This window comes from Immundisolibacter sp., assembly GCF_050250495.1.
In the GTDB taxonomy this organism is placed as follows: Bacteria; Pseudomonadota; Gammaproteobacteria; order Immundisolibacterales; family Immundisolibacteraceae; genus Immundisolibacter.
This window is the reverse complement of record NZ_JBFWOM010000012.1, coordinates 38,687-55,898: the sequence shown is the minus strand read 5'-3', so window position 1 is coordinate 55,898 and position 17,212 is coordinate 38,687. Positions and strand designations below refer to the sequence as shown.

Genomic DNA, 17,212 nt, shown 5'->3' with positions numbered 1-17,212 from the left:
TTTCGGAGAACACATCGTGCAGACAGTCACACCGATCATCGCCAGCGCAGCCCCTGCGGGCGCGGGCCCGAGCGGGGACAGCGGCGACAAGGCGGCGTTCCCCACCACGCTGCGTGGCGCGATGGCGCCACAAGACGGCAAGACCTCGCCACCAGCAGACGGCAAAACGCTGCCGGATGGCGCACAGCCGACAGAACCCGCGCAGGCGCCCGCGACATCGACCGCCGGCAGCCTGCCCGCTGGTGACGGTGACGACGCCTCGACCATGCCGCTGATGGCGGCACAGGCGCCGGCGATCTCGACCGCGCTCCACGACATCGCGGCCAGCCGCAAGGCCGCCCGGGCGGGCGACCCACCGCTGGCATCTGCGGCGGCCGCCGAGCCTGTCACCGCGACCGGCCCCATGGAGCCGTCCGGTCCGCTGGCGGACGCATCCCCCGCAGCCGACACCGAGCACGACACGCCGGCCGCGCCCAGCGCGGCGGAATCAGTCGCCACACCGCCGGCGGCGCCGCTGGCCGCGCCGACACTGCCGCCCGCCGCGCCGTCCGGCAACAGCAACGGCAACTCCATCGCCGCCGCGGCGACGCAGCACGCACGTGAGGTGGTACTCGACCGGCCGGCTGCGAGCCGCGCCTTTGGCCTATTCGGCAAGGTGTCATCGACAGACGCCACAACGCCAGACACCGACACGCCGTCGACCAACCTGGCACCCGCCGCAGCACCCACTTCGATCACCACGGCGGGCAGCGACGCACCGCAGCAGGCCGCTACCGCGCCGGCCAGCTCGGCGCCTTTGATTGCCGCCACCCCGCCCTCGCAGCCGATGCCCGATTTCACCGCGCTGGGCGCGCCCGCTCTGGCAGCAGCTTCGGGTCATGCGGCACCGCCACCGCCCACGGCCGGCATCGACGCGCCCGCCAGCGCGCTGCCCGACTTCCACATTGTGGCCAGCCCCGGCAGCCCGCAATTCGGCCCGGAGCTAGGCGAGCGCGTGCTGTGGCTGGTGCGCGACGGACTGCACGAGGCGCGCCTGCAACTGAACCCACGCGATCTTGGCCCGGTCGAGGTGCGACTCAGCATCGGCGACGGCGCGGCGCAGGTGAGCTTCAGCGCCCAGCACGCCGGCACGGCGGCAGCGGTGCAGCAGTCGCTGCCGCAACTGCGCGATCTCCTCGCCCAACAGGGCCTGCAACTCGGCCAGGCGACGGTGTCGCACCAGCCGGCTGGCGATGGCCAGGCGGCGCAGCAGCAGGCCCAGGGCTCCGGCGGCCAGCCGGGATGGGAACGCTCGCGCGGCGCGGACATGGACGACGGCCTGCCCCTGCAGACCGCGCGCGTGGTCGGGCAAGGGCTGGTCGACGCCTACGCCTGATTGATCGCTTTCCCGCCCGGGCACAAAAAAAGCCGCCGTCACCCGGGTGGGTGACGGCGGCTTTTTTTTGGGTATATCGGTTTCTGGACGAGGTGTCAGGCCGCCTGCGCCACGGCTGCCTGCGGGACGTCGCCCAGCCAGTCCGGCCAGCCGGCGCGGCGGTTGGCCTCACGCGCCAGCGCGCGCTCGTCGGCGTTGGCGTGGTTCAGGTCCCAGTCCTTCAGGCGCGGCTGGATGACGCGGTTCCAGATCGGCGGGAAGAACGCCGCGATGCCCCACAGCAGGATGTTGCGCATCTGCGGCCCTTTCTGGCGGGGCACCAGCGCGTAGAACGGCCGGTCCGGGTCCTGGTGGTGCTCGACGTGGTTGGTGATTTCGAGCCCCAGGATGCGCGTCGCCGCCGACAGGTGATTCCAGGTGTGGCGGTCCTCGATCGGCTGACCCGGCACGCGCAGCAGGCCAAAGTGCTGCAGGTAGTTGAGCGCCTCGCCGAGGATGCGCCCGCCGATCATGGCCGCCGCCTGCACCAGCATGGCCGGCACGCCGCCGGCCCAGTACATGCCGGCCAGCACGGCCACGGTGAGCGCCACGCCCCACACGATCTGGCTCTTCCAGTGCCACAGGCCGTGGCCCTGCGCGGCGAGACGACGGCGCTCGTAGTCCCACTCGTCGCGCGTGTTGCCGACGATGCAGCGCGGCACGAAGCGGTACACCGACTCGCCACGCTGGGCGGTGTCGAAGTCGCGCGCCGTGTCGAAGTACAGGTGGTGCGTGACGGTGTGCGAGATGTCCCGGTTGGGCGCGCCGATGATGCCGAAGCCGAGCTTGCCGATGAAGGCCGCCAGCGGGTTGTGGCGGTGCATCAGCTCGTGCGCGGCGCCGACGTTGGCAATGAGGCCAATCCACACCAGCGCGAGCGCGCTCGCCAGCCACGGCTGCACGCTGCCGAGCGCCGGATCGAAGCCGACATGCGCGCGCCAGGCGAACGCGCCGAACGTCGCCAGCACCAGCAGCATCTGCACGTAGATGACCACATCCGCCAGCGCGCCGTTTTTGATGTTGCGCGGCGCGTAGTCCTGCGGCGACAGTGCGTCGATCACCAGCAGCGGCAGCAGCGTGCCGACGCCGAGCCACACCCACTGGCCGTCCAGCATAAAGCCTGCGATGGCCGCAATCGGCAGCAGGCAGTTGAGGTAATACCGCAGGTAATCCATGACCTTTCTCCTCGTCGTCCGTGGGGTGCCGACCGGTCCTGATCGAGCGTTCGGCAATGTGCGCGAGCGCACCTGCCGTGTCAATCGGCCGGGTGCGGGTTGCTAGCATTCACGCATGTCGACGCCACCGCTGCCCCTTGAAACGGCACTACCCGCTCTACGCGCCGCGCTCGCCGGGCACGCATCGTTGGTTCTGGAGGCGCCACCCGGCGCTGGCAAGACGACGCGCGTGCCGCTCGACCTGCTCAGCGCGCCGTGGCTTTCGGGCGAGAAAATCCTGCTGCTGGAGCCGCGGCGTCTCGCCGCCCGCGCGGCCGCCCGCCGCATGGCGAGCCTGCTCGGCGAGGCCGAAGGCGACACCGTCGGCTACCGCACGCGGCTCGAAACGCGTGTGTCGACGCGCACGCGCATCGAGGTCGTCACCGAGGGCATCCTGACGCGCCTGCTGCAGGCCGATCCCGCGCTTTCGGATTACGGCCTCGTGATCTTCGACGAGTTCCACGAGCGCAGCCTGCAGGCCGATCTTGGCCTCGCTCTGGCCGTGCAGACGCAAACGCTGCTGCGCCCGGAACTGCGCCTTCTGGTGATGAGCGCCACGCTCGACGGCGCCGCCGTGGCGGCACTGCTGGGCGGCGCGCCACGGGTCACGAGCGAGGGCCGCAGCTACCCCGTTGACCTCCGATACCTGCCGGGCGAGGCGCCGATCGAGGCGCGCCTCGATACTGCCATCCGCCGCGTGCTTGCCGAAACTGCCGGCAGCCTGCTCGTATTCCTGCCCGGCACGCCCGAGATACGCCGCCTCGCCGCGCGCCTGGAGCGCGACGGCCTGCCGGCGGATGCGGTCGTCTGCCCGCTCTACGCCGGCCTCGAACCACGCGCGCAGGACGCGGCGATTGCCGCGCCGCCGCCCGGCACGCGCAAGATCGTGCTCGCCACGCGCATCGCCGAGAGCAGCCTCACGATCGACGGCATCGGCGCCGTCATCGACTCGGGTCTCAGCCGCCACACGCGCTTCAACCCGCGCACCGGCATGGATGGCCTCGTCACCGTGCCGGTGTCGCAGGCGGCGGCCGCACAGCGCGCCGGGCGCGCCGGGCGGCTCGGACCCGGCGTGTGCTACCGCCTGTGGAGCGAGGCCGAGCACGCGCGCCTGCCGGCGCAGGACGCGCCCGAAATCGCCGTGGCGGACCTGGCGCCGCTGGCGCTGGAACTGGCGCTGTGGGGCGTGCGCGATGCGGCGGAGCTGGCGTTCCTTTCGCCGCCGCCGGCCGCGCACCTGGCGCAGGCGCGGCAGTTGCTGGTCGCACTCGGCGCGCTCGACGCGGGCCACGCCATCACCGCCCACGGCCGGGCCATGGCGGGTCTTGGTCTGCCGCCGCGGCTCGCGCACCTGCTGCTCGCCGGGGCGACCGAAGACGCGTGCCTGCTCGCCGCGCTGCTCGCCGAGCGCGACATCCTGCGCCGCACGCCGGGGCAGCCGCTGCCGGCGGACGTCGAGCTGCGCCTTGCCGCGCTGCGCAGCCGCCGGCCGGGCGGCGACGTGGACCGCGCGGCCTTCGACGCCGTGCAGCGGCTCGCGCAGCGCCTGCAGCGCCGCCTGCCGGAACGCAAAGCCGACAGCAGCGCGGGCGCGTTGCTGGCGCTGGCCTTCCCGGACCGCATCGCCCAGCGTCGCAGCCGCGGCAGCTATCGCCTCGCCAACGGCCGGGGCGCGGTGCTCGACGAATCGGACGCGCTCGCGGGCGCTGCCTTCCTGGTCGTGGCCGAACTCGACGACGTGGGCGACAACGCGCGCGTGCGCCTTGCCGCGGCCATCACCGAGGCCGAACTCGAAACCGCCCTCGGCGCCCAGATCGAAACCGCCGAGGAAGTGCGCATGGATGCCGACAACCGCGCTGTGCAGGCACGGCGCGTGCGACGCCTGGGCGCGCTGGTGCTGGCCGAGGAGCCGCTGCCGAAACCCTCCTCCGCGGCCATGACCGCCGCGCTGCTCGACGCCATCGCCCGCCGCGGCGTGGCGGCGCTGCCCTGGAGCGACGCCGACCGGCAACTGCGCGCGCGCCTCGCCCTGATGCGCCACCTGGAGCCTGACGCCGGCTGGCCGAATCTGACCGACACCGCGCTCGAAGCGCGCCTCGGCGACTGGCTGGGTCCGTTCCTGACCGGCGTCGCGCGCCTCGATGATCTCGCGGCGGGTCCACTCCACGCCGCGCTCACGGCGCAGCTTGACCACGCACAAACGCGCCGCCTCGACGCCGAACTGCCGCGCGAGCTGACCGTCAACGGCCGCACCCGCGCCCTCGACTACACCGCCGACGCACCGGTGCTCGCCGTGCGCCTGCAAGACCTGTTCGGCCAGCGCGACACGCCGCGCCTGGCCAGCGGGCGCGTGGCGCTGGTGCTGCACCTGCTCTCACCAGCCGGCCGGCCGCTGGCGGTGACCGCCGATTTGTGCGGCTTCTGGCGCGGCGCCTACGCCGAAGTGCGCAAGCAGATGCGCGGCCGTTACCCCAAACACCCGTGGCCGGAAGACCCGATCGCCGCCGCACCGCCGGCTCCGCGGCGACGCGAACTGTAGGGTGGGAAAAGGCCGTCAGGCCCTGCCCACGCCGGCTGGTTGACCGCGTGGGCACGCTGCGCTTTGCCCACCCTTGTATTTGCCCGTCACCCGACGGGTAGAGTGTTCGCAAGGCCGGACGCCGTGCCCACCCTGGGGCCTTGAGCCCGCAGCGTAGATGTTGCGCCGGCCTTGCGTTTTGTCTCCCCGCTCGACACCGGACAGTCTCTGGGGCCCGGCCTGGCCGACAGCCCGCATACACAAGGTCGATGCGCGTGGAGTCACAAGGAGGTCCGTATGTCTCACATCCTCGGCATTGATGTCTCGAAAGCCAAGCTCGACGTTGCCCTGCGCCGCCCGGATGGCAAGTGGCGCAGCAAGGTGATCGAGAACACGCCGACCGGGTTCGGCGTGCTCGGTGAGTGGTTGGTGTCGCACGGGGTCTCGCAGGTCCACGCGTGTCTCGAAGCCACCGGTACCTACTGGGAAGCGGTGGCCGAGTTCCTGGCCGACGCCGGGCACACGGTCAGTGTGGTCAATCCAGCCCAGATCAAGGCCTTCGGCGGAGCGGGCCTGGTCCGCAGCAAGACCGACCGCATCGATGCGCGCCTGATTGCGGACTTCTGCGCCGCCCAGTGCCCGCCGCCCTGGCAGGCGCCGCCGGTGTCGGTCAGGACCTTGCGCGCCCTGGTCGCCCGCCGCGAGGCGCTCGATGCCATGCGCACGCAGGAGCGCAACCGCTTGCCGGTGTCCGATGCGGCCGTCCGTGCCGGCATCGAAGCGCACCTCGCGCACCTCGAACAGGCGATCAAGGACATCGATACGGCCATCCGCCGGACCATCGACGACGACCCCGGCCTGCGCGGCCAGGGCGAGCTGCTGGTCAGCATCCCGGGCCTGGGCGACCGGACCGTGGCGGCGTTGCTGGCGTACTACGGCGGCCCATTGCGGTTCGAGAGCGCCAAACAGGCGGTGGCCTACGCCGGGCTCGACCCGCGCCAGCATCAGTCCGGGTCGAGCGTGCGGGGCAAGCCGCGGCTGTCGAAGGTGGGCCACGCGCGCTTGCGCAAGGCCCTGTACATGCCGGCGATGGTGGCCACCACGCGCACCGCCTGGGGCCGGGCGCTCAAACAGCGCCTGGCTGCCGCCGGCAAGCCGCCGATGCTGATCCTCGGCGCCATGATGCGAAAGCTGCTGTGCGTCGCCTACGGCGTGCTCCGCTCCGGGCGGCCGTTCGATCCCAGCTTGCATTCGATGGCCGGATAACAGTATCTACCCCCGCCCCGCCGCGTGCTCACCGGCCAGCGCGCCGAAGGTGAGCGCCGGGCCGATGGTGCCGCCGGCCGACCAGTAGGCCTGCGCGGCCGGCGAGGCGATGCAGTTGCCGGCGCCGTACAGGCCCGGGATGGGCGCGCCGAAGGCGTCCAGCACCCGCGCGTGGCTGTCGATGCGCGGGCCGCCCTTGGTGTCCAGCACGCCGGCGCACAGCATGATGGCGTAGTACGGGCCTGAGTCCGCCAGCGGGTGCATGGTCGGGTTGGGCGACGGGTTGGTCTGCCCTGGCGGGCGATACATGTTGTGGAAGTAGTTTTCGACCGGCGTTTGCCCGCGCTCGAAATCCACATCCTTGCCACTCGCGGCAAAGCCGTTGAAGCGGGTGACGGTCTTCCCAAGCTGCGCCGCGAAATCGTCCGCCAGTGCAAAGCCGCCGGTGTGCGGCGCGAGTTGTTTCAGCCGCGCTGCGAGGGCCGCGCCGAGCGCCGCGAAATCGGCACCCTCGATCACGTACGGCGCCGGCCCCTGCGGCAGCGGGAACATGCCGGCAAACTGCTCCGCCACGCGCCGGTCGTAGACCATGAAGGTCAGCAGGTTTCGGTACTCGGCACGCTGCGGGTCCCACACGAAGTGCAGCTGCGCGCGTTCGTTGTAGACGAACTTCTCGTTCACGTAGCGCCGGCCGGTGCGGTCCACCTGCACCATCGCGTCGCCGGGCGGCACGAACACGTTCATCGGCACGGCCGAGTTCACCACCGCCTGCTCGAACACCAGCTCGGCCCACCAGGCGTGTTGCATGTTGCCGAGCTGCGCGCCCGCCGCCTGTGCGATGGGGATGAAATCGCCCTGCGCCGCCGGCACCGTGCAGCCGCCATACACCGGCCCGCGCAGAAAGCGCCGCCGCAACTGCGCGTTGTGGATGAAGCCGCCGGTGCCGAACACCACCCCGCGCCGGGCACGCAGGCGCGCCGTCTTGCCGTCCGCGCCAGCCACCTCCACACCCACCACCGCGCCGCCTTCCGCCTGCACGAGACGCACCGCGCGCTGCCCGAAGCGCACCTCGATGCCGCGCGAGCGCACCGCCGCCTCGAACTGGCGCGCGATCTCGGCGCCCATGCCGGGCGCGCCGTCCGGCAGGCGCGGCGACAGGATGCGACCGAAGGGCGCCGCGTTTTCCGGCCGCGCGCCGTAGTAGTCCGGCATGTACTCGTACCCCGCGCCGCCAGGGAAGAACGTGCTGTGCAGCGCACCTAGCGCCTCCAGCCGCTCGACCACACGGGCGGCGTGGTCGTAGAAGGTCGCGATCAGCCCGAAGTCGTCCGATGCCAGGCCCAGGCGCGCATCGGCCGGGTTGTACAGCTCGGGATACGACAGGCGCGCCATGTAGCGCAGCGCCGCCGCGCGCTCGTCCGTGAGGCCGCGGGCGCGCATCAGGTGGTTGTTCGGAATCCAGTAACCGCCCTGCGACTTGGCGGTGGTGCCGCCGAAGTAGTCGGCCTTTTCCACCATCGCCACGGCGGCGCCGGCCTCGCGGGCAAAGATGGCCGCTGCGGACGCCGCAGCGCCCGTGCCGACCACCAGCACGTCGGTTTCGGCATCCCAGTGATCGACGCGGTCCGCCGCCAGCACCGGCGCCGCACCCAGCAAGCCGAGTCCGGCCACGCCTGCGCCGCCCGCGAGCAACCGACGCCGGCCGACATCCGGCAGATCTTCCTGCGTCATGTGGGTCCCCTCCCCTGGTGAGCCGCAAGTAAAGCACGGCCCATCCCGCCAGCGACCCACGCCGTAACTGGTCTACGATCGCGGCGCGCCAGACCCCACCCGGCCGGTACCGCAGCATGAACACGCCCGCCCTCGACGCTGCGCCGCAGACTCCGGTCGACGTGATGGCGGTGATCGACGGCGCGCGCTTCAGTCGCTACCAGTGGCAGGTCGTCGCGCTGTGCCTGCTGGTGGGCCTGATCGACGGCTTCGAGAACGGCGTCATCGCCTACGTGGCGCCGGCACTGACGGCGGATCTGGGCATCGGCCTGCCGGCCATGGGCAACATCTTCGCCGCCGGCACGGTCGGCATGGGGCTCGGCTCGCTGCTGCTCGGCGTGGTGGCGGACCGCTGGGGCCGCAAGCTGGCGGTGGTGCTCAGCGTGGCCGTGTTCGGCGTGGCGGCGCTCGCCACGGCGGCCTCGACCAGCCTGTTCGAGCTGATGGTCTGTCGCTTCGTCGCCGGCATCGCCATCGGCGGCGCGCAGCCGGTGATGGTGGCGCTGCTCGCGGAGTACGCGCCGGCGCGGCACCGGAACACAGCCATGGTGGTGGGTTTTCTTGGCGTCGGCATCGGCGTGCCGATCAGCGCGCTGCTCACGGCGTGGCTGGCACCGCTGCACGGCTGGCAGGCGGTGTTCATCGTCGGCGGCGTGGTGCCGCTGCTGGTGCTGCCGTGGCTGGCGTGGGTGTATCCGGAATCGATCCGCTTTCTGGTCAGCGGCGGCCCACGCAACAACGGCGCGGTGGCGAGGACGCTCAACCGCATCGTCGGCGAGGTGCGGTACCGGCCGACCGATCACTTCGTGCTGACCGAGCCGCCCGCGGCGCGCGCCTCCGGGCGGGAGCTGCTTGCGCCGCGCTACCGGCGTGCCACGCTCGCCATCTGGGTGGTTTATTTCTTCAACTGGATCACCTGGTACCTGTTCCTGCTGTGGCTGCCGACGGCGCTGACGCACGCCGGCCTCGACATCGCCCGCGCGTCGCAGATCGGCGCCCTCATGGGCGTCACGGCGCTGGTCACGTTCGCGCCTGCCGCGGTGGTCATCCAGCGCGTCGGCGCTGCCCGCTGCATGGTGTGGCTGTTCGCGGGCGGCACGCTGATGGCCGGCGCGCTGGCCGCGGCCAGCACGCACTGGAGCGTGATCGCGGTGCTGGTGGTGGCGTTCACCGTCTGCGGCGTCATCCCGCAGGTGGCGCTCAACTACCTGTGCGTGGAGCTCTACCCGACGCCCATACGCGCCACCGGCGTCGGCTGGGCCATCACCGCCGGCCGCGTCGGCAGCGTGCTCGGCGCACTCGTCGGCGGCAGCCTGATCGCCGGCTGGGGACTGTCCGGCTACTTCGCGGTGCTGGCCGGCCCGCTGGCGGTGGCGGGGGTGCTGACGTGGCTGTGTTTTGGCCTGAATCGCCCCGGCCGGCTGTAGCCGTAACCGGGGCTTGCGCTCGCCCGAGCAGCGTCGATCAGCCGCCCGGGCGCTGCCCGCCGATGATGGCGAGCTGGCGCGACAGCGCCACCAGCCGGCCGCTGCTGTCCCAAAGTTCGCCGTCCTCGTGCAGCATGCCGCCGGTGACGTGGCGGGTGCAGAACCGCGCCCGCAGCAGGCCCGGCGCCGGCACCCGATGCACGTGCACGGTCAGCTCGACGGTCGGCACCCAGCCGCTGAAACCGACCCGCCGGAACAAGGGCGGCGGCAAAGCGTCCGCGAACAGCGCGAGCGAGAACACGTCCGGGTCGCTGCCGTCCGCAAAGCCGAGCCAGGCGTCGACGGCGGCGTCGGTGTCGGGGTCGCCGCGCTGCCAGTGCGTGGCGCTCGCCGGATCCAGCCGCGCCAGCAAGTTGTCGTGAATCGCTACCGGCCGCGGCGACAGCTCGGCCATCGGCGCGCATTGCTCCACCGCCACCATCTCAGGCGGTGATACTGTTGCGAGGTCGAGGCCCTCGGCCTCGGCGAGGTCGGTGAAGGCACCGACAAACCGTACCCGTTCCTTGCCTTGCTGGATCAACCGTGCCGTCGCGACGCTGAGGCGTCGGCCCCGGCGCACGACTTCGGTCTCGATCTGCACCGGACCCGCCTCGGTGGGCGCGAGGTAATGGCCGGTAATGCTGGCCGGATGCGGGCGGTCGACCGCTGCGGCGAGCGCTCGCGCCGCTACGGCCATGACGTAGCCACCGTTCGGGACGGCGCCGATGGCCCAGCCGGCGGACAGGGTGCCCTGAAAGGCGCCGTCGCCAGCGGGGACGACCTCGCTGTCGCGTTGGAATCGGCTTGGGCTGGCCTGCGACATGCGGGGCTCCTCGGGTTTAGCGGCGGCTTGGCCTTGCGGCCAATGGCAGGGTCGGGCGGTGCCCGACAATGGCTTTCATTGTGCCAGCAGGGCGTTTGCCGGCGCAGCGGCAGAGCGTCCGCACACGCTTGATTTCGGAACACTCGCTTCAGGTTCGACCGGGGAGTCGCATTGTCGTCGCTAGAAGGACCGGGCCATCGTTGCCGCATCCTGCTCATGGATACGGCCGCCGCGTGGGGCGACAGCCTGGCAAGACGCGTGCAGGGCATCGGCCGCGGATCGTGGCAGGTCGAACCGGTGGACGGCTTGAGTTTCGAGGCAAGCCTGGGCGGGGGGCAATTCGACCTTGCCCTGCTCGCCGGTCAGTCGCTCGATGAACTGACGCGCGAGATACCCGGTCTCGACCTCGCAAGCCTCGCGTTTCGCTTACCCGTCATCCTGGTGCTGGCCGACCGTCAGGAGATTTACGGCCTGCCCGATGTGGCGACCATCTCGGGCGCGCTGCTGTGGCGCCGGGATTTCAGCGATGACGAGTTTGTGGCCGCGGTGGCGCAGGCGCGGCTCGATCACACCTTCAGAAACACCCCGGATGGCGTTCTGCTCGTCGACACCGACCGGCGGGTGGTGCTGTCGAATCCGGCCGCGCGCCAGCTGATGGGACTGGGGCTGGCGCTGCAACCGGACGCGCCACTGAACCCCGACCTCGCGCCGAATGGTCCGGGCCACGGTGAGTGGCTGACGCCTGACGGGCGCCTGCTGGAGTGGCACGCCGCTGGCGCGAGTCACGGCGCGGCTATGACCGTCATCACCCTGCGGGACGTGACCGACCGGCGCGCGTCAACCCGTGCGCTGGCGTTTCGCGCCGAGCACGATGCCCTGACCGGCCTCGTGAATCAGGAACGCATGCGCGGTGAGCTGCAGGCGGCGCTTGCGCGCGCCGACCGCGACGGCGGTCGGGTGGCCGTGCTGTATCTCGACCTCGACGGGTTCAAGCAGATCAACGACACCTTTGGCCACGCCGCGGGTGATGCGCTGCTGGTGGGCGTCGCCCAGCGTCTGTTGACGGTCTCCCGCGCCGGGGAACTCGTGGCCCGGATCGGCGGTGACGAGCTGGTGATGGTGGCCGAGAGTTTCCCCCCCGGCTTCGAGAGCCGCATCGCCGAGCGCGTGCTGGCGGCGCTGGTGCAACCGATTCAGGCAGCCGGGCGTTTCGTGCGCGTGGGGGCAAGCATCGGCGTTGCCGTGTATCCGGACCACGCGAGCGATGCCGCGGGCCTGGTGCAGGCCGCCGACGAGGCGATGTACGAGGCCAAGCGCAGCGGCCGCGACACGTTTCGCCTGGCATCCGGTCACGCCGACGTGGTCACCCAGCGCCGTCAGGAGCTGGCGGCGGGTCTTGAGCAGGCGCTGCTGCGCCGCGAGTTCGAGGTGCTGTATCAGCCGGTTCTCGATCTGCGGCAGGGTCGATTCGTCGGCGCCGAGGCGCTGCTGCGCTGGCACCGGCCGCGTCAGGGCATGCTGCACCCGGGCCAGTTCCTGGACGTCGCCGAAACCAGCGGCCTGATCACCGGCATTGGCGACTGGGTACTCGACCACGTGTGCCAGCAGCTGGCGCAGTGGCGCTGGGCGCTCGGCGAAGAGTTTTTCCTGTGCGCCAACGTGTCGGTAGTGCAGTTGCGCCGCGCCGATTTCGCCGGCCGCTTCCGGCGCATCCTGCAAAGCCATGGCCTCACCAGCGCCGCGGTGCGGCTGGAAGTGAGCGAGAGCGTGATGGCGCAGGAGATGGGCCGCGCGCTCGGCGACATGACCGCCGCGACCGACGTGCACCTGGCGGTCGACGACGTGAGCCAGGGCATGCTGTCGCTGCGCAACATCAGCAGCCTGCCGATCCGCAGCCTCAAGGTGGATCGCAGCCTGGTGGCCGAGCTGCCGCACAACACGTTGACCGCGCAGTTGGTGGACGCGCTGATCGCCATCGGCCGCACGTTCGGGCTGTCGGTAGTCGCGGAAGGGGTGGAGACGGTCGAACAGCTCCGGTTCCTGCGCGATCGTGGCTGCGACTACTGCCAGGGCTTTCTGCTCAGCGCGCCGGTATCCGCGGCCGACTTGCCAACGCTGGTCAACACGCCGGCATTACTGGAAGGCCTGCTGCCGACCGCTCACTGAAAGACCGGCACCGGGCGGCCGACGCCAGCCAGATGCTGACGCCAGTAGCTTTCATCAAGGCGGCTCAGCATCACCGTCTTGCCACGGGACGGGGCATGCACAAAGCGGCCATCGCCGTAATAGATGCCTACGTGGTCAATGCCGCCGCCCAGGCGGAAAAACAGCAGATCGCCGACTGCCGCCTTGTCTGCGGGCACCGGCGTGGTGGCGCCCTGCTGAGTGGCGGCCGTCCGCGGCAAGTCGAACCCCAGCACGCGATAGGCGTAGTGCACGAGACCGCTGCAATCGAAACCTTCGCCCGGGGCCATGCCACCCGCCCGATAGGGCTGGCCGATCATGGACGCGGCGATTTCTGCTGCCAGACTGTTGTCGCCAGCAGGCGGCGCGACCAGACTGGTTAGAGGGGCGCCCGGCCGCAAAGGTGCATGGCCGCACGCTGCGAGCCACAGGGCCGTGGAGAGAAAAAAAATCCGGCGCAGCCGGATTCGAAACCACAGAGGCGCTAGCCGCAAAGGCCGCGCCGTAACAGAACGTGCAGCGCCGGGCAGATCACCCACCGCCGATGGCGGGCACGAACTGCACGTCACTGCGCTCTTCGATGCGCTGAAACAGGCCGAGGCTGGTGACGTATCCGTCCACCGCCACCGCCACGCCCGGCCGCAGGCGGCCATCGTCCTGGACGACCGCCGCCTTCATGCCGGGGTAGCGTTCATCGAGCCGATCAACCAGTTCCCTGACCGTGCGACCCGGCGCCTGGACCACCGCCTCACCCCCCGTGAGATGCTGCATGGTGGCCGCGATCCAGACGCTCGCCATCGCGTCGTCAGGCCACCTTGACCGACGCCGGCTTGCCTTCCTTGGCCCACAGGGCTTCCAGCACCGCGCCCGGCGACATCGGCAGCGTGGTCATGCGCACGCCGACCGCCCGGTAGATGGCGTTGGCGATCGCCGCCGGCGGCGGCACGATCGGCACCTCGCCGGCACCGCGGATGCCGTAGGGGTGGCCCAGATTCGGCGTCTCCAGGATGACGGTGTCGATCATCGGCACGTCGAGCGAGGTCGGCATGCGGTAGTCGAGCAGGCTGGAGTTCGCCAGGCGACCCTCGCTGTTGTACCAATAGCCCTCGTGCAGCGCCCAGCCGAGACCCTGCACGGCGCCGCCCTGCATCTGGCCGGCCACGTAGTCCGGGTGCACGGCCTTGCCGACGTCCTGGAAGGCGGTGAAGCGCAGAATCTGCACCTTGCCCGTTTCCGGGTCGACCTCGACGTCTGCCAGGTTGGCGGCAATCTGGAAGCCGACGCCGTGCGGGTTGGCGGTGAAGTCCGCCGACACCGGGCCGCCCGTCTCGTCCATGCGCGCCGCCACTTGCTTGAAGTGCATCCGCCGATGCGGGTCGTTGCGGTCGACGAAGTCGGACACACCGGCGGTCTCGATGGTGCAGTCCACGTTGGCGACGTCGGTTTCCCAGATCATCGCCACGCGGTGCTTCATCTGCTCGATCACCTTCTCGGCCGCCTTGATGATGGCGTAGCCGGTGGCGAACGTGGTGCGGCTGCCGACCGACTGGAAGGTGTAGCCGATCGAGTCCGTGTCGGACACGCTGGAGCTGATGTCGTCGAGCGGAATGCCGAGCGCCTCTGCCGCCTGCATGGCGAGCGTCATGCGCGTGCCGGACAGGTCCGCGGAACCCGTCGCGAGGTTCACGGTACCGTCGACGTTGACGTGCAGTTCACAGCTGGAGGTCAGGCCGGCGCCGAACCAGAACGCGTACGACACGCCGCGGCCGCGGTTCGGGCCGACCAGCGGCGCCGTGTAGTGCGGGTGCTTCTTGACCGCTTCGAGCATTTCCACGGTGCCGATGGGCGGCACCGGCAGGCCGATGATCAGCCGGTCGCCCGCCTTGGTGGCGTTCTTGAGACGGAAATCGATCGGGTCGATGCCGCACTTCTCGGCCAGCTCGTCGATCACCACCTCGACCACGAAGTTGGCCTGTGTGGCGCCCGGCGCGCGGTACGGCTTGATCTTCGGCTTGTTGACCATCACGTCGTAGCCGTCGATCTGCTGGTGCGGGATGTTGTAGCGCGTGAGCGCGCACAGCGCGCCCGGCGCAATGGGGCCGCCGGGGTAGGCGCCGGCCTCGAACAGGAAATACAGATCGGCCGCGACCAGCGTGCCGTCCTTCTTGGCGCCGATCTTCACGCGGCAGTACGTGCCGGAGCTGGGACCGGTGGCCTTGAGCACCTCGGCGCGGGTCATGGCCATCTTCACCGGGCGGCCGGTCTTCTTGGCCAGCATCGCCGCGAGCGGGTCCAGGTACACCACGTCCTTGCCGCCGAAGCCGCCGCCGATTTCCATCGGGATCACGCGGATCTGCGACAGCTGCATGTTCAGGATCGAGGCCAGGAAGTCGCGAATGGCGAACGCGCCCTGGGTCGAGGTCCACACCGTCAGGTGCTGGTCGCTGTCCCAGCGGCAGGTGGTGATGTGCGACTCGATGTAGCCCTGGTGCACCGTCGCGGTGGTGAATTCCCGCTCGACGATGACGTCGGACTCCTTGAAGCCCTGCTCCACATCGCCCGACGCGAGCTGCAGGCGGCCGGCGTTCGGCAGCGCCTTCTGGGTCGGGAACAGGAACGCACCCGGCACGAAGTCCTCGTGCAGCACGGTGGCGCCCGGCTTGACCGCCTCGCGCACGTCGAGGTTGAACGGCAGCAGTTCGTACTCGACCTCGACCAGCGCGGCGGCTTCTTCCGCGACGTGCGGGCTGTCGGCGGCCACGGCGGCCACGGCGTGCCCGTCATAGAACACCGTGTGCTTGGCGATGCAGTTGTCGGCGATGTCCTGCATGCTCACGCTGCCGCCTTCGCCGGCGGCCACTACCGCCTGATTCAGCGGCGGGAAGTCGGCGCCGGTGATGACCGCCTTCACGCCCGGCACAGCCAGCGCCTTGCTGGTGTCGATGCGCTTGATGCGCGCGTGCGGGTGCGGGCTGCGCACTACCTTGCCGTGCAGCATGTCCGGCAGGTGAACGTCGTCACCGAACTTGGCCTGCCCGGTCACCTTGTCGATGCCGTCGCGGCGCACCGGGGTGGTACCCAGCACTCGCCACTTGCGGGGTTTGTATTCGGGTTCCATGTTCATTGGACCACTCATTACGCAGCCTCCTTAGCCATGACCTTGCCGGCCTTCAGAACAGCGCGGATCAGCTTGTCGTAGCCAGTGCAGCGGCACAGGTTGCCGGCCAGCCACAGACGCGCGTCATCCTCGGATGGATTGGGGTTTTGCTGCAGCAGCGCCTTGGCCGCCATCAGAAAGCCCGGCGTGCAAATACCGCATTGCATGCCCGTCTCTTCCAGAAACGCCTGCTGCAACGGGTGCAGCTTGTCGGCGGTGCCGAGCCCCTCGACCGTCTCGACGGTGCGGCCCTGCGCCTCGACGCCGAGCACGCAGCAGGAATTCACCAGCACGCCGTCCAGCAGCACGCTGCACGCGCCGCAGTTGCCATCGTTGCAGCCTTCCTTGGTGCCCGTCATGTGCACCACGTCGCGCAGCGATTCGAGCAGGCTTTGCCGTGGCTCGACCAGGAATTCCAGCGGCTCGCCGTTGAGCGTCGTCTCTACGTGGGTTTTCTTCGCCATGACCTCAAGCTCCCTTGGCGCGCTGGATGGCGCCGCGCAGCGCGCGGGCCGTCAGCACCTTGACCAGATGTTTGCGCTGCTCGACCGTGCCGCGCATGTCCGTAATGGGTTTCGCCGCCGCCTGGGCGGCGTCGGCGGCCAGCTGAATGCTGTCCTCGCTCACCGGCCTGCCGGCCAAAAGCGCGCTGGCGTCGCGGGCGAAGATCGGCGTCGGACCTACTGAAGCCAGGGCAATGCGCGCCGAGACGAAATTCTGCTTGGCGGCATCAAGCACTACGCCGGCGCCGACGCCGGCTATGGCGATATCCATCTCGTTGCGCGGGATGAAGCGCAGGTAAGCCGCACCGGCGTTCGCCGCCGGCGCCGGAATGTGCACACTGACCAGCAGCTCGTCGTCGGCAAGGCAGGTCTTGCCCGGCGCCACACAGAAATCCTCGACCGGCACCTCGCGCGTGCCCTTCGGGCCCAGCACCCGGGCCACGGCGCCGAGCGCGATCAGCGTCGGGATGGCATCGCCGCTGGGCGCCGCGTTGCACAGGTTGCCGCCGACCGTGGCGCGGCCCTGAATGTGCACGCTGCCGATCAGGCTCATCGAATCGACCAGCGCCGGGTATTTCCTGGCGACCTCGGCGTGCTCATAGGCGCGCCGGCAGGACACTGCGGCGCCGATTGTGAGGCCGCTCGCTGTCACGGACAGTTCGTTCAGTTCCGGGATGCGCTTGCCGTCCACCACCAGACCCGGCTTGCGACGGCCGACGCGCATGTTGACGATGAGGTCGGTACCGCCGGCCAGCACGCGGGCATTGCCGCGCGCCCCCGCCAGCAGGTTGACCGCCTCGCCCAGCGACGTGGGCGCTGCGTACTCGAAGCTGTGCATGGGCGAGTGATCTCCTTCTCGTGTTGGGCGGGACCCCGCCGGCTGCAGGGCTGTTCTGA

13 protein-coding genes are annotated in these 17,212 nt (G+C 70.4%); 5 read left to right on the top strand and 8 right to left on the bottom strand.

The genetic code is table 11. From position 1 onward, the window contains the following. Positions 1 to 16: 16 nt before the first annotated feature. Positions 17 to 1,375, top strand: coding sequence for a flagellar hook-length control protein FliK (locus AB7F93_RS09565; RefSeq protein WP_428302675.1), 1,359 nt, complete (start codon positions 17 to 19; stop codon positions 1,373 to 1,375). Positions 1,376 to 1,470: 95 nt separating this feature from the next. On the opposite strand, the gene AB7F93_RS09560 is transcribed toward AB7F93_RS09565, so the two are convergent. Further along, positions 1,471 to 2,589 (bottom strand): fatty acid desaturase, encoded by a 1,119-nt coding sequence (locus tag AB7F93_RS09560; RefSeq protein ID WP_428302674.1) that lies wholly within the window; start codon positions 2,587 to 2,589, stop codon positions 1,471 to 1,473. Positions 2,590 to 2,704: 115 nt separating this feature from the next. Here AB7F93_RS09560 and hrpB point away from each other — a divergent pair, with 115 nt between their 5' ends. Beyond that, positions 2,705 to 5,167 (top strand): ATP-dependent helicase HrpB, encoded by a 2,463-nt coding sequence (hrpB, locus tag AB7F93_RS09555; protein ID WP_428302673.1) that lies wholly within the window; start codon positions 2,705 to 2,707, stop codon positions 5,165 to 5,167. A gap of 276 nt (positions 5,168 to 5,443) precedes the next feature. Then, complete coding sequence (locus tag AB7F93_RS09550; protein WP_428302672.1) at positions 5,444 to 6,412, top strand: IS110 family transposase; 969 nt, start codon at positions 5,444 to 5,446, stop codon at positions 6,410 to 6,412. Between the two features lie 6 nt (positions 6,413 to 6,418). On the opposite strand, the gene AB7F93_RS09545 is transcribed toward AB7F93_RS09550, so the two are convergent. Beyond that, positions 6,419 to 8,143 (bottom strand): FAD-dependent oxidoreductase, encoded by a 1,725-nt coding sequence (locus AB7F93_RS09545; RefSeq protein ID WP_428302671.1) that lies wholly within the window; start codon positions 8,141 to 8,143, stop codon positions 6,419 to 6,421. Positions 8,144 to 8,259: 116 nt separating this feature from the next. On the opposite strand from AB7F93_RS09545, the gene AB7F93_RS09540 reads away from it, so the two are divergent. Continuing rightward, positions 8,260 to 9,609 carry an MFS transporter gene (locus tag AB7F93_RS09540; RefSeq protein WP_428302670.1) on the top strand — a complete coding sequence of 450 codons (1,350 nt, stop codon included), beginning with the start codon at positions 8,260 to 8,262 and terminating at the stop codon, positions 9,607 to 9,609. Between the two features lie 37 nt (positions 9,610 to 9,646). Here the strand turns inward: AB7F93_RS09540 and AB7F93_RS09535 are convergent, their stop codons facing one another. Next, a complete protein-coding gene (locus tag AB7F93_RS09535) occupies positions 9,647 to 10,471 on the bottom strand; it encodes a thioesterase family protein (protein ID WP_428302669.1) in 825 nt (274 codons plus the stop codon). A 216-nt stretch (positions 10,472 to 10,687) separates the two neighbouring features. Between AB7F93_RS09535 and AB7F93_RS09530 the strand changes: the two genes are divergently transcribed. Then, complete coding sequence (locus tag AB7F93_RS09530) at positions 10,688 to 12,637, top strand: putative bifunctional diguanylate cyclase/phosphodiesterase (RefSeq protein ID WP_428302668.1); 1,950 nt, start codon at positions 10,688 to 10,690, stop codon at positions 12,635 to 12,637. On the opposite strand, the gene AB7F93_RS09525 is transcribed toward AB7F93_RS09530, so the two are convergent. The 5 genes from AB7F93_RS09525 to AB7F93_RS09505 form a co-directional block, all read right to left on the bottom strand. After that, positions 12,631 to 12,975, bottom strand: coding sequence for a C40 family peptidase (locus AB7F93_RS09525; RefSeq protein WP_428302667.1), 345 nt, complete (start codon positions 12,973 to 12,975; stop codon positions 12,631 to 12,633). The genes AB7F93_RS09530 and AB7F93_RS09525 overlap by 7 nt on opposite strands. Before the next feature lie 211 nt (positions 12,976 to 13,186). Continuing rightward, a complete protein-coding gene (locus AB7F93_RS09520) occupies positions 13,187 to 13,453 on the bottom strand; it encodes a MoaD/ThiS family protein (RefSeq protein WP_428302666.1) in 267 nt (88 codons plus the stop codon). A 7-nt stretch (positions 13,454 to 13,460) separates the two neighbouring features. Beyond that, entirely contained in the window at positions 13,461 to 15,791 is a 2,331-nt protein-coding gene (locus tag AB7F93_RS09515; protein WP_428302665.1) for a xanthine dehydrogenase family protein molybdopterin-binding subunit, read from the bottom strand. Next, positions 15,791 to 16,276: a (2Fe-2S)-binding protein gene (locus tag AB7F93_RS09510; protein WP_428302664.1), complete on the bottom strand. Its 486-nt coding sequence runs from the start codon at positions 16,274 to 16,276 to the stop codon at positions 15,791 to 15,793. The genes AB7F93_RS09515 and AB7F93_RS09510 overlap by 1 nt, the downstream gene beginning before the upstream one ends. Positions 16,277 to 16,280: 4 nt before the next feature. Next, entirely contained in the window at positions 16,281 to 17,153 is an 873-nt protein-coding gene (locus AB7F93_RS09505) for an FAD binding domain-containing protein (RefSeq protein WP_428302663.1), read from the bottom strand. Between the last annotated feature and the right edge of the window lie 59 nt (positions 17,154 to 17,212).

Bases quoted from the DNA above. Each gene is read 5' to 3' on its own strand.
- hrpB (WP_428302673.1), top strand. From the start codon at position 2,705: ATGTCGACGCCACCGCTGCCCCTTGAAACGGCACTACCCGCTCTACGC.
- AB7F93_RS09520 (WP_428302666.1), bottom strand. From the start codon at position 13,453: ATGGCGAGCGTCTGGATCGCGGCCACCATGCAGCATCTCACGGGGGGT.
- AB7F93_RS09505 (WP_428302663.1), bottom strand. From the start codon at position 17,153: ATGCACAGCTTCGAGTACGCAGCGCCCACGTCGCTGGGCGAGGCGGTC.
- AB7F93_RS09530 (WP_428302668.1), top strand. From the start codon at position 10,688: ATGGATACGGCCGCCGCGTGGGGCGACAGCCTGGCAAGACGCGTGCAG.
- AB7F93_RS09545 (WP_428302671.1), bottom strand. From the start codon at position 8,143: ATGACGCAGGAAGATCTGCCGGATGTCGGCCGGCGTCGGTTGCTCGCG.
- AB7F93_RS09550 (WP_428302672.1), top strand. From the start codon at position 5,444: ATGTCTCACATCCTCGGCATTGATGTCTCGAAAGCCAAGCTCGACGTT.
- AB7F93_RS09515 (WP_428302665.1), bottom strand. From the start codon at position 15,791: ATGAGTGGTCCAATGAACATGGAACCCGAATACAAACCCCGCAAGTGG.
- AB7F93_RS09560 (WP_428302674.1), bottom strand. From the start codon at position 2,589: ATGGATTACCTGCGGTATTACCTCAACTGCCTGCTGCCGATTGCGGCC.
- AB7F93_RS09540 (WP_428302670.1), top strand. From the start codon at position 8,260: ATGAACACGCCCGCCCTCGACGCTGCGCCGCAGACTCCGGTCGACGTG.
- AB7F93_RS09535 (WP_428302669.1), bottom strand. From the start codon at position 10,471: ATGTCGCAGGCCAGCCCAAGCCGATTCCAACGCGACAGCGAGGTCGTC.
- AB7F93_RS09525 (WP_428302667.1), bottom strand. From the start codon at position 12,975: ATGATCGGCCAGCCCTATCGGGCGGGTGGCATGGCCCCGGGCGAAGGT.
- AB7F93_RS09510 (WP_428302664.1), bottom strand. From the start codon at position 16,276: ATGGCGAAGAAAACCCACGTAGAGACGACGCTCAACGGCGAGCCGCTG.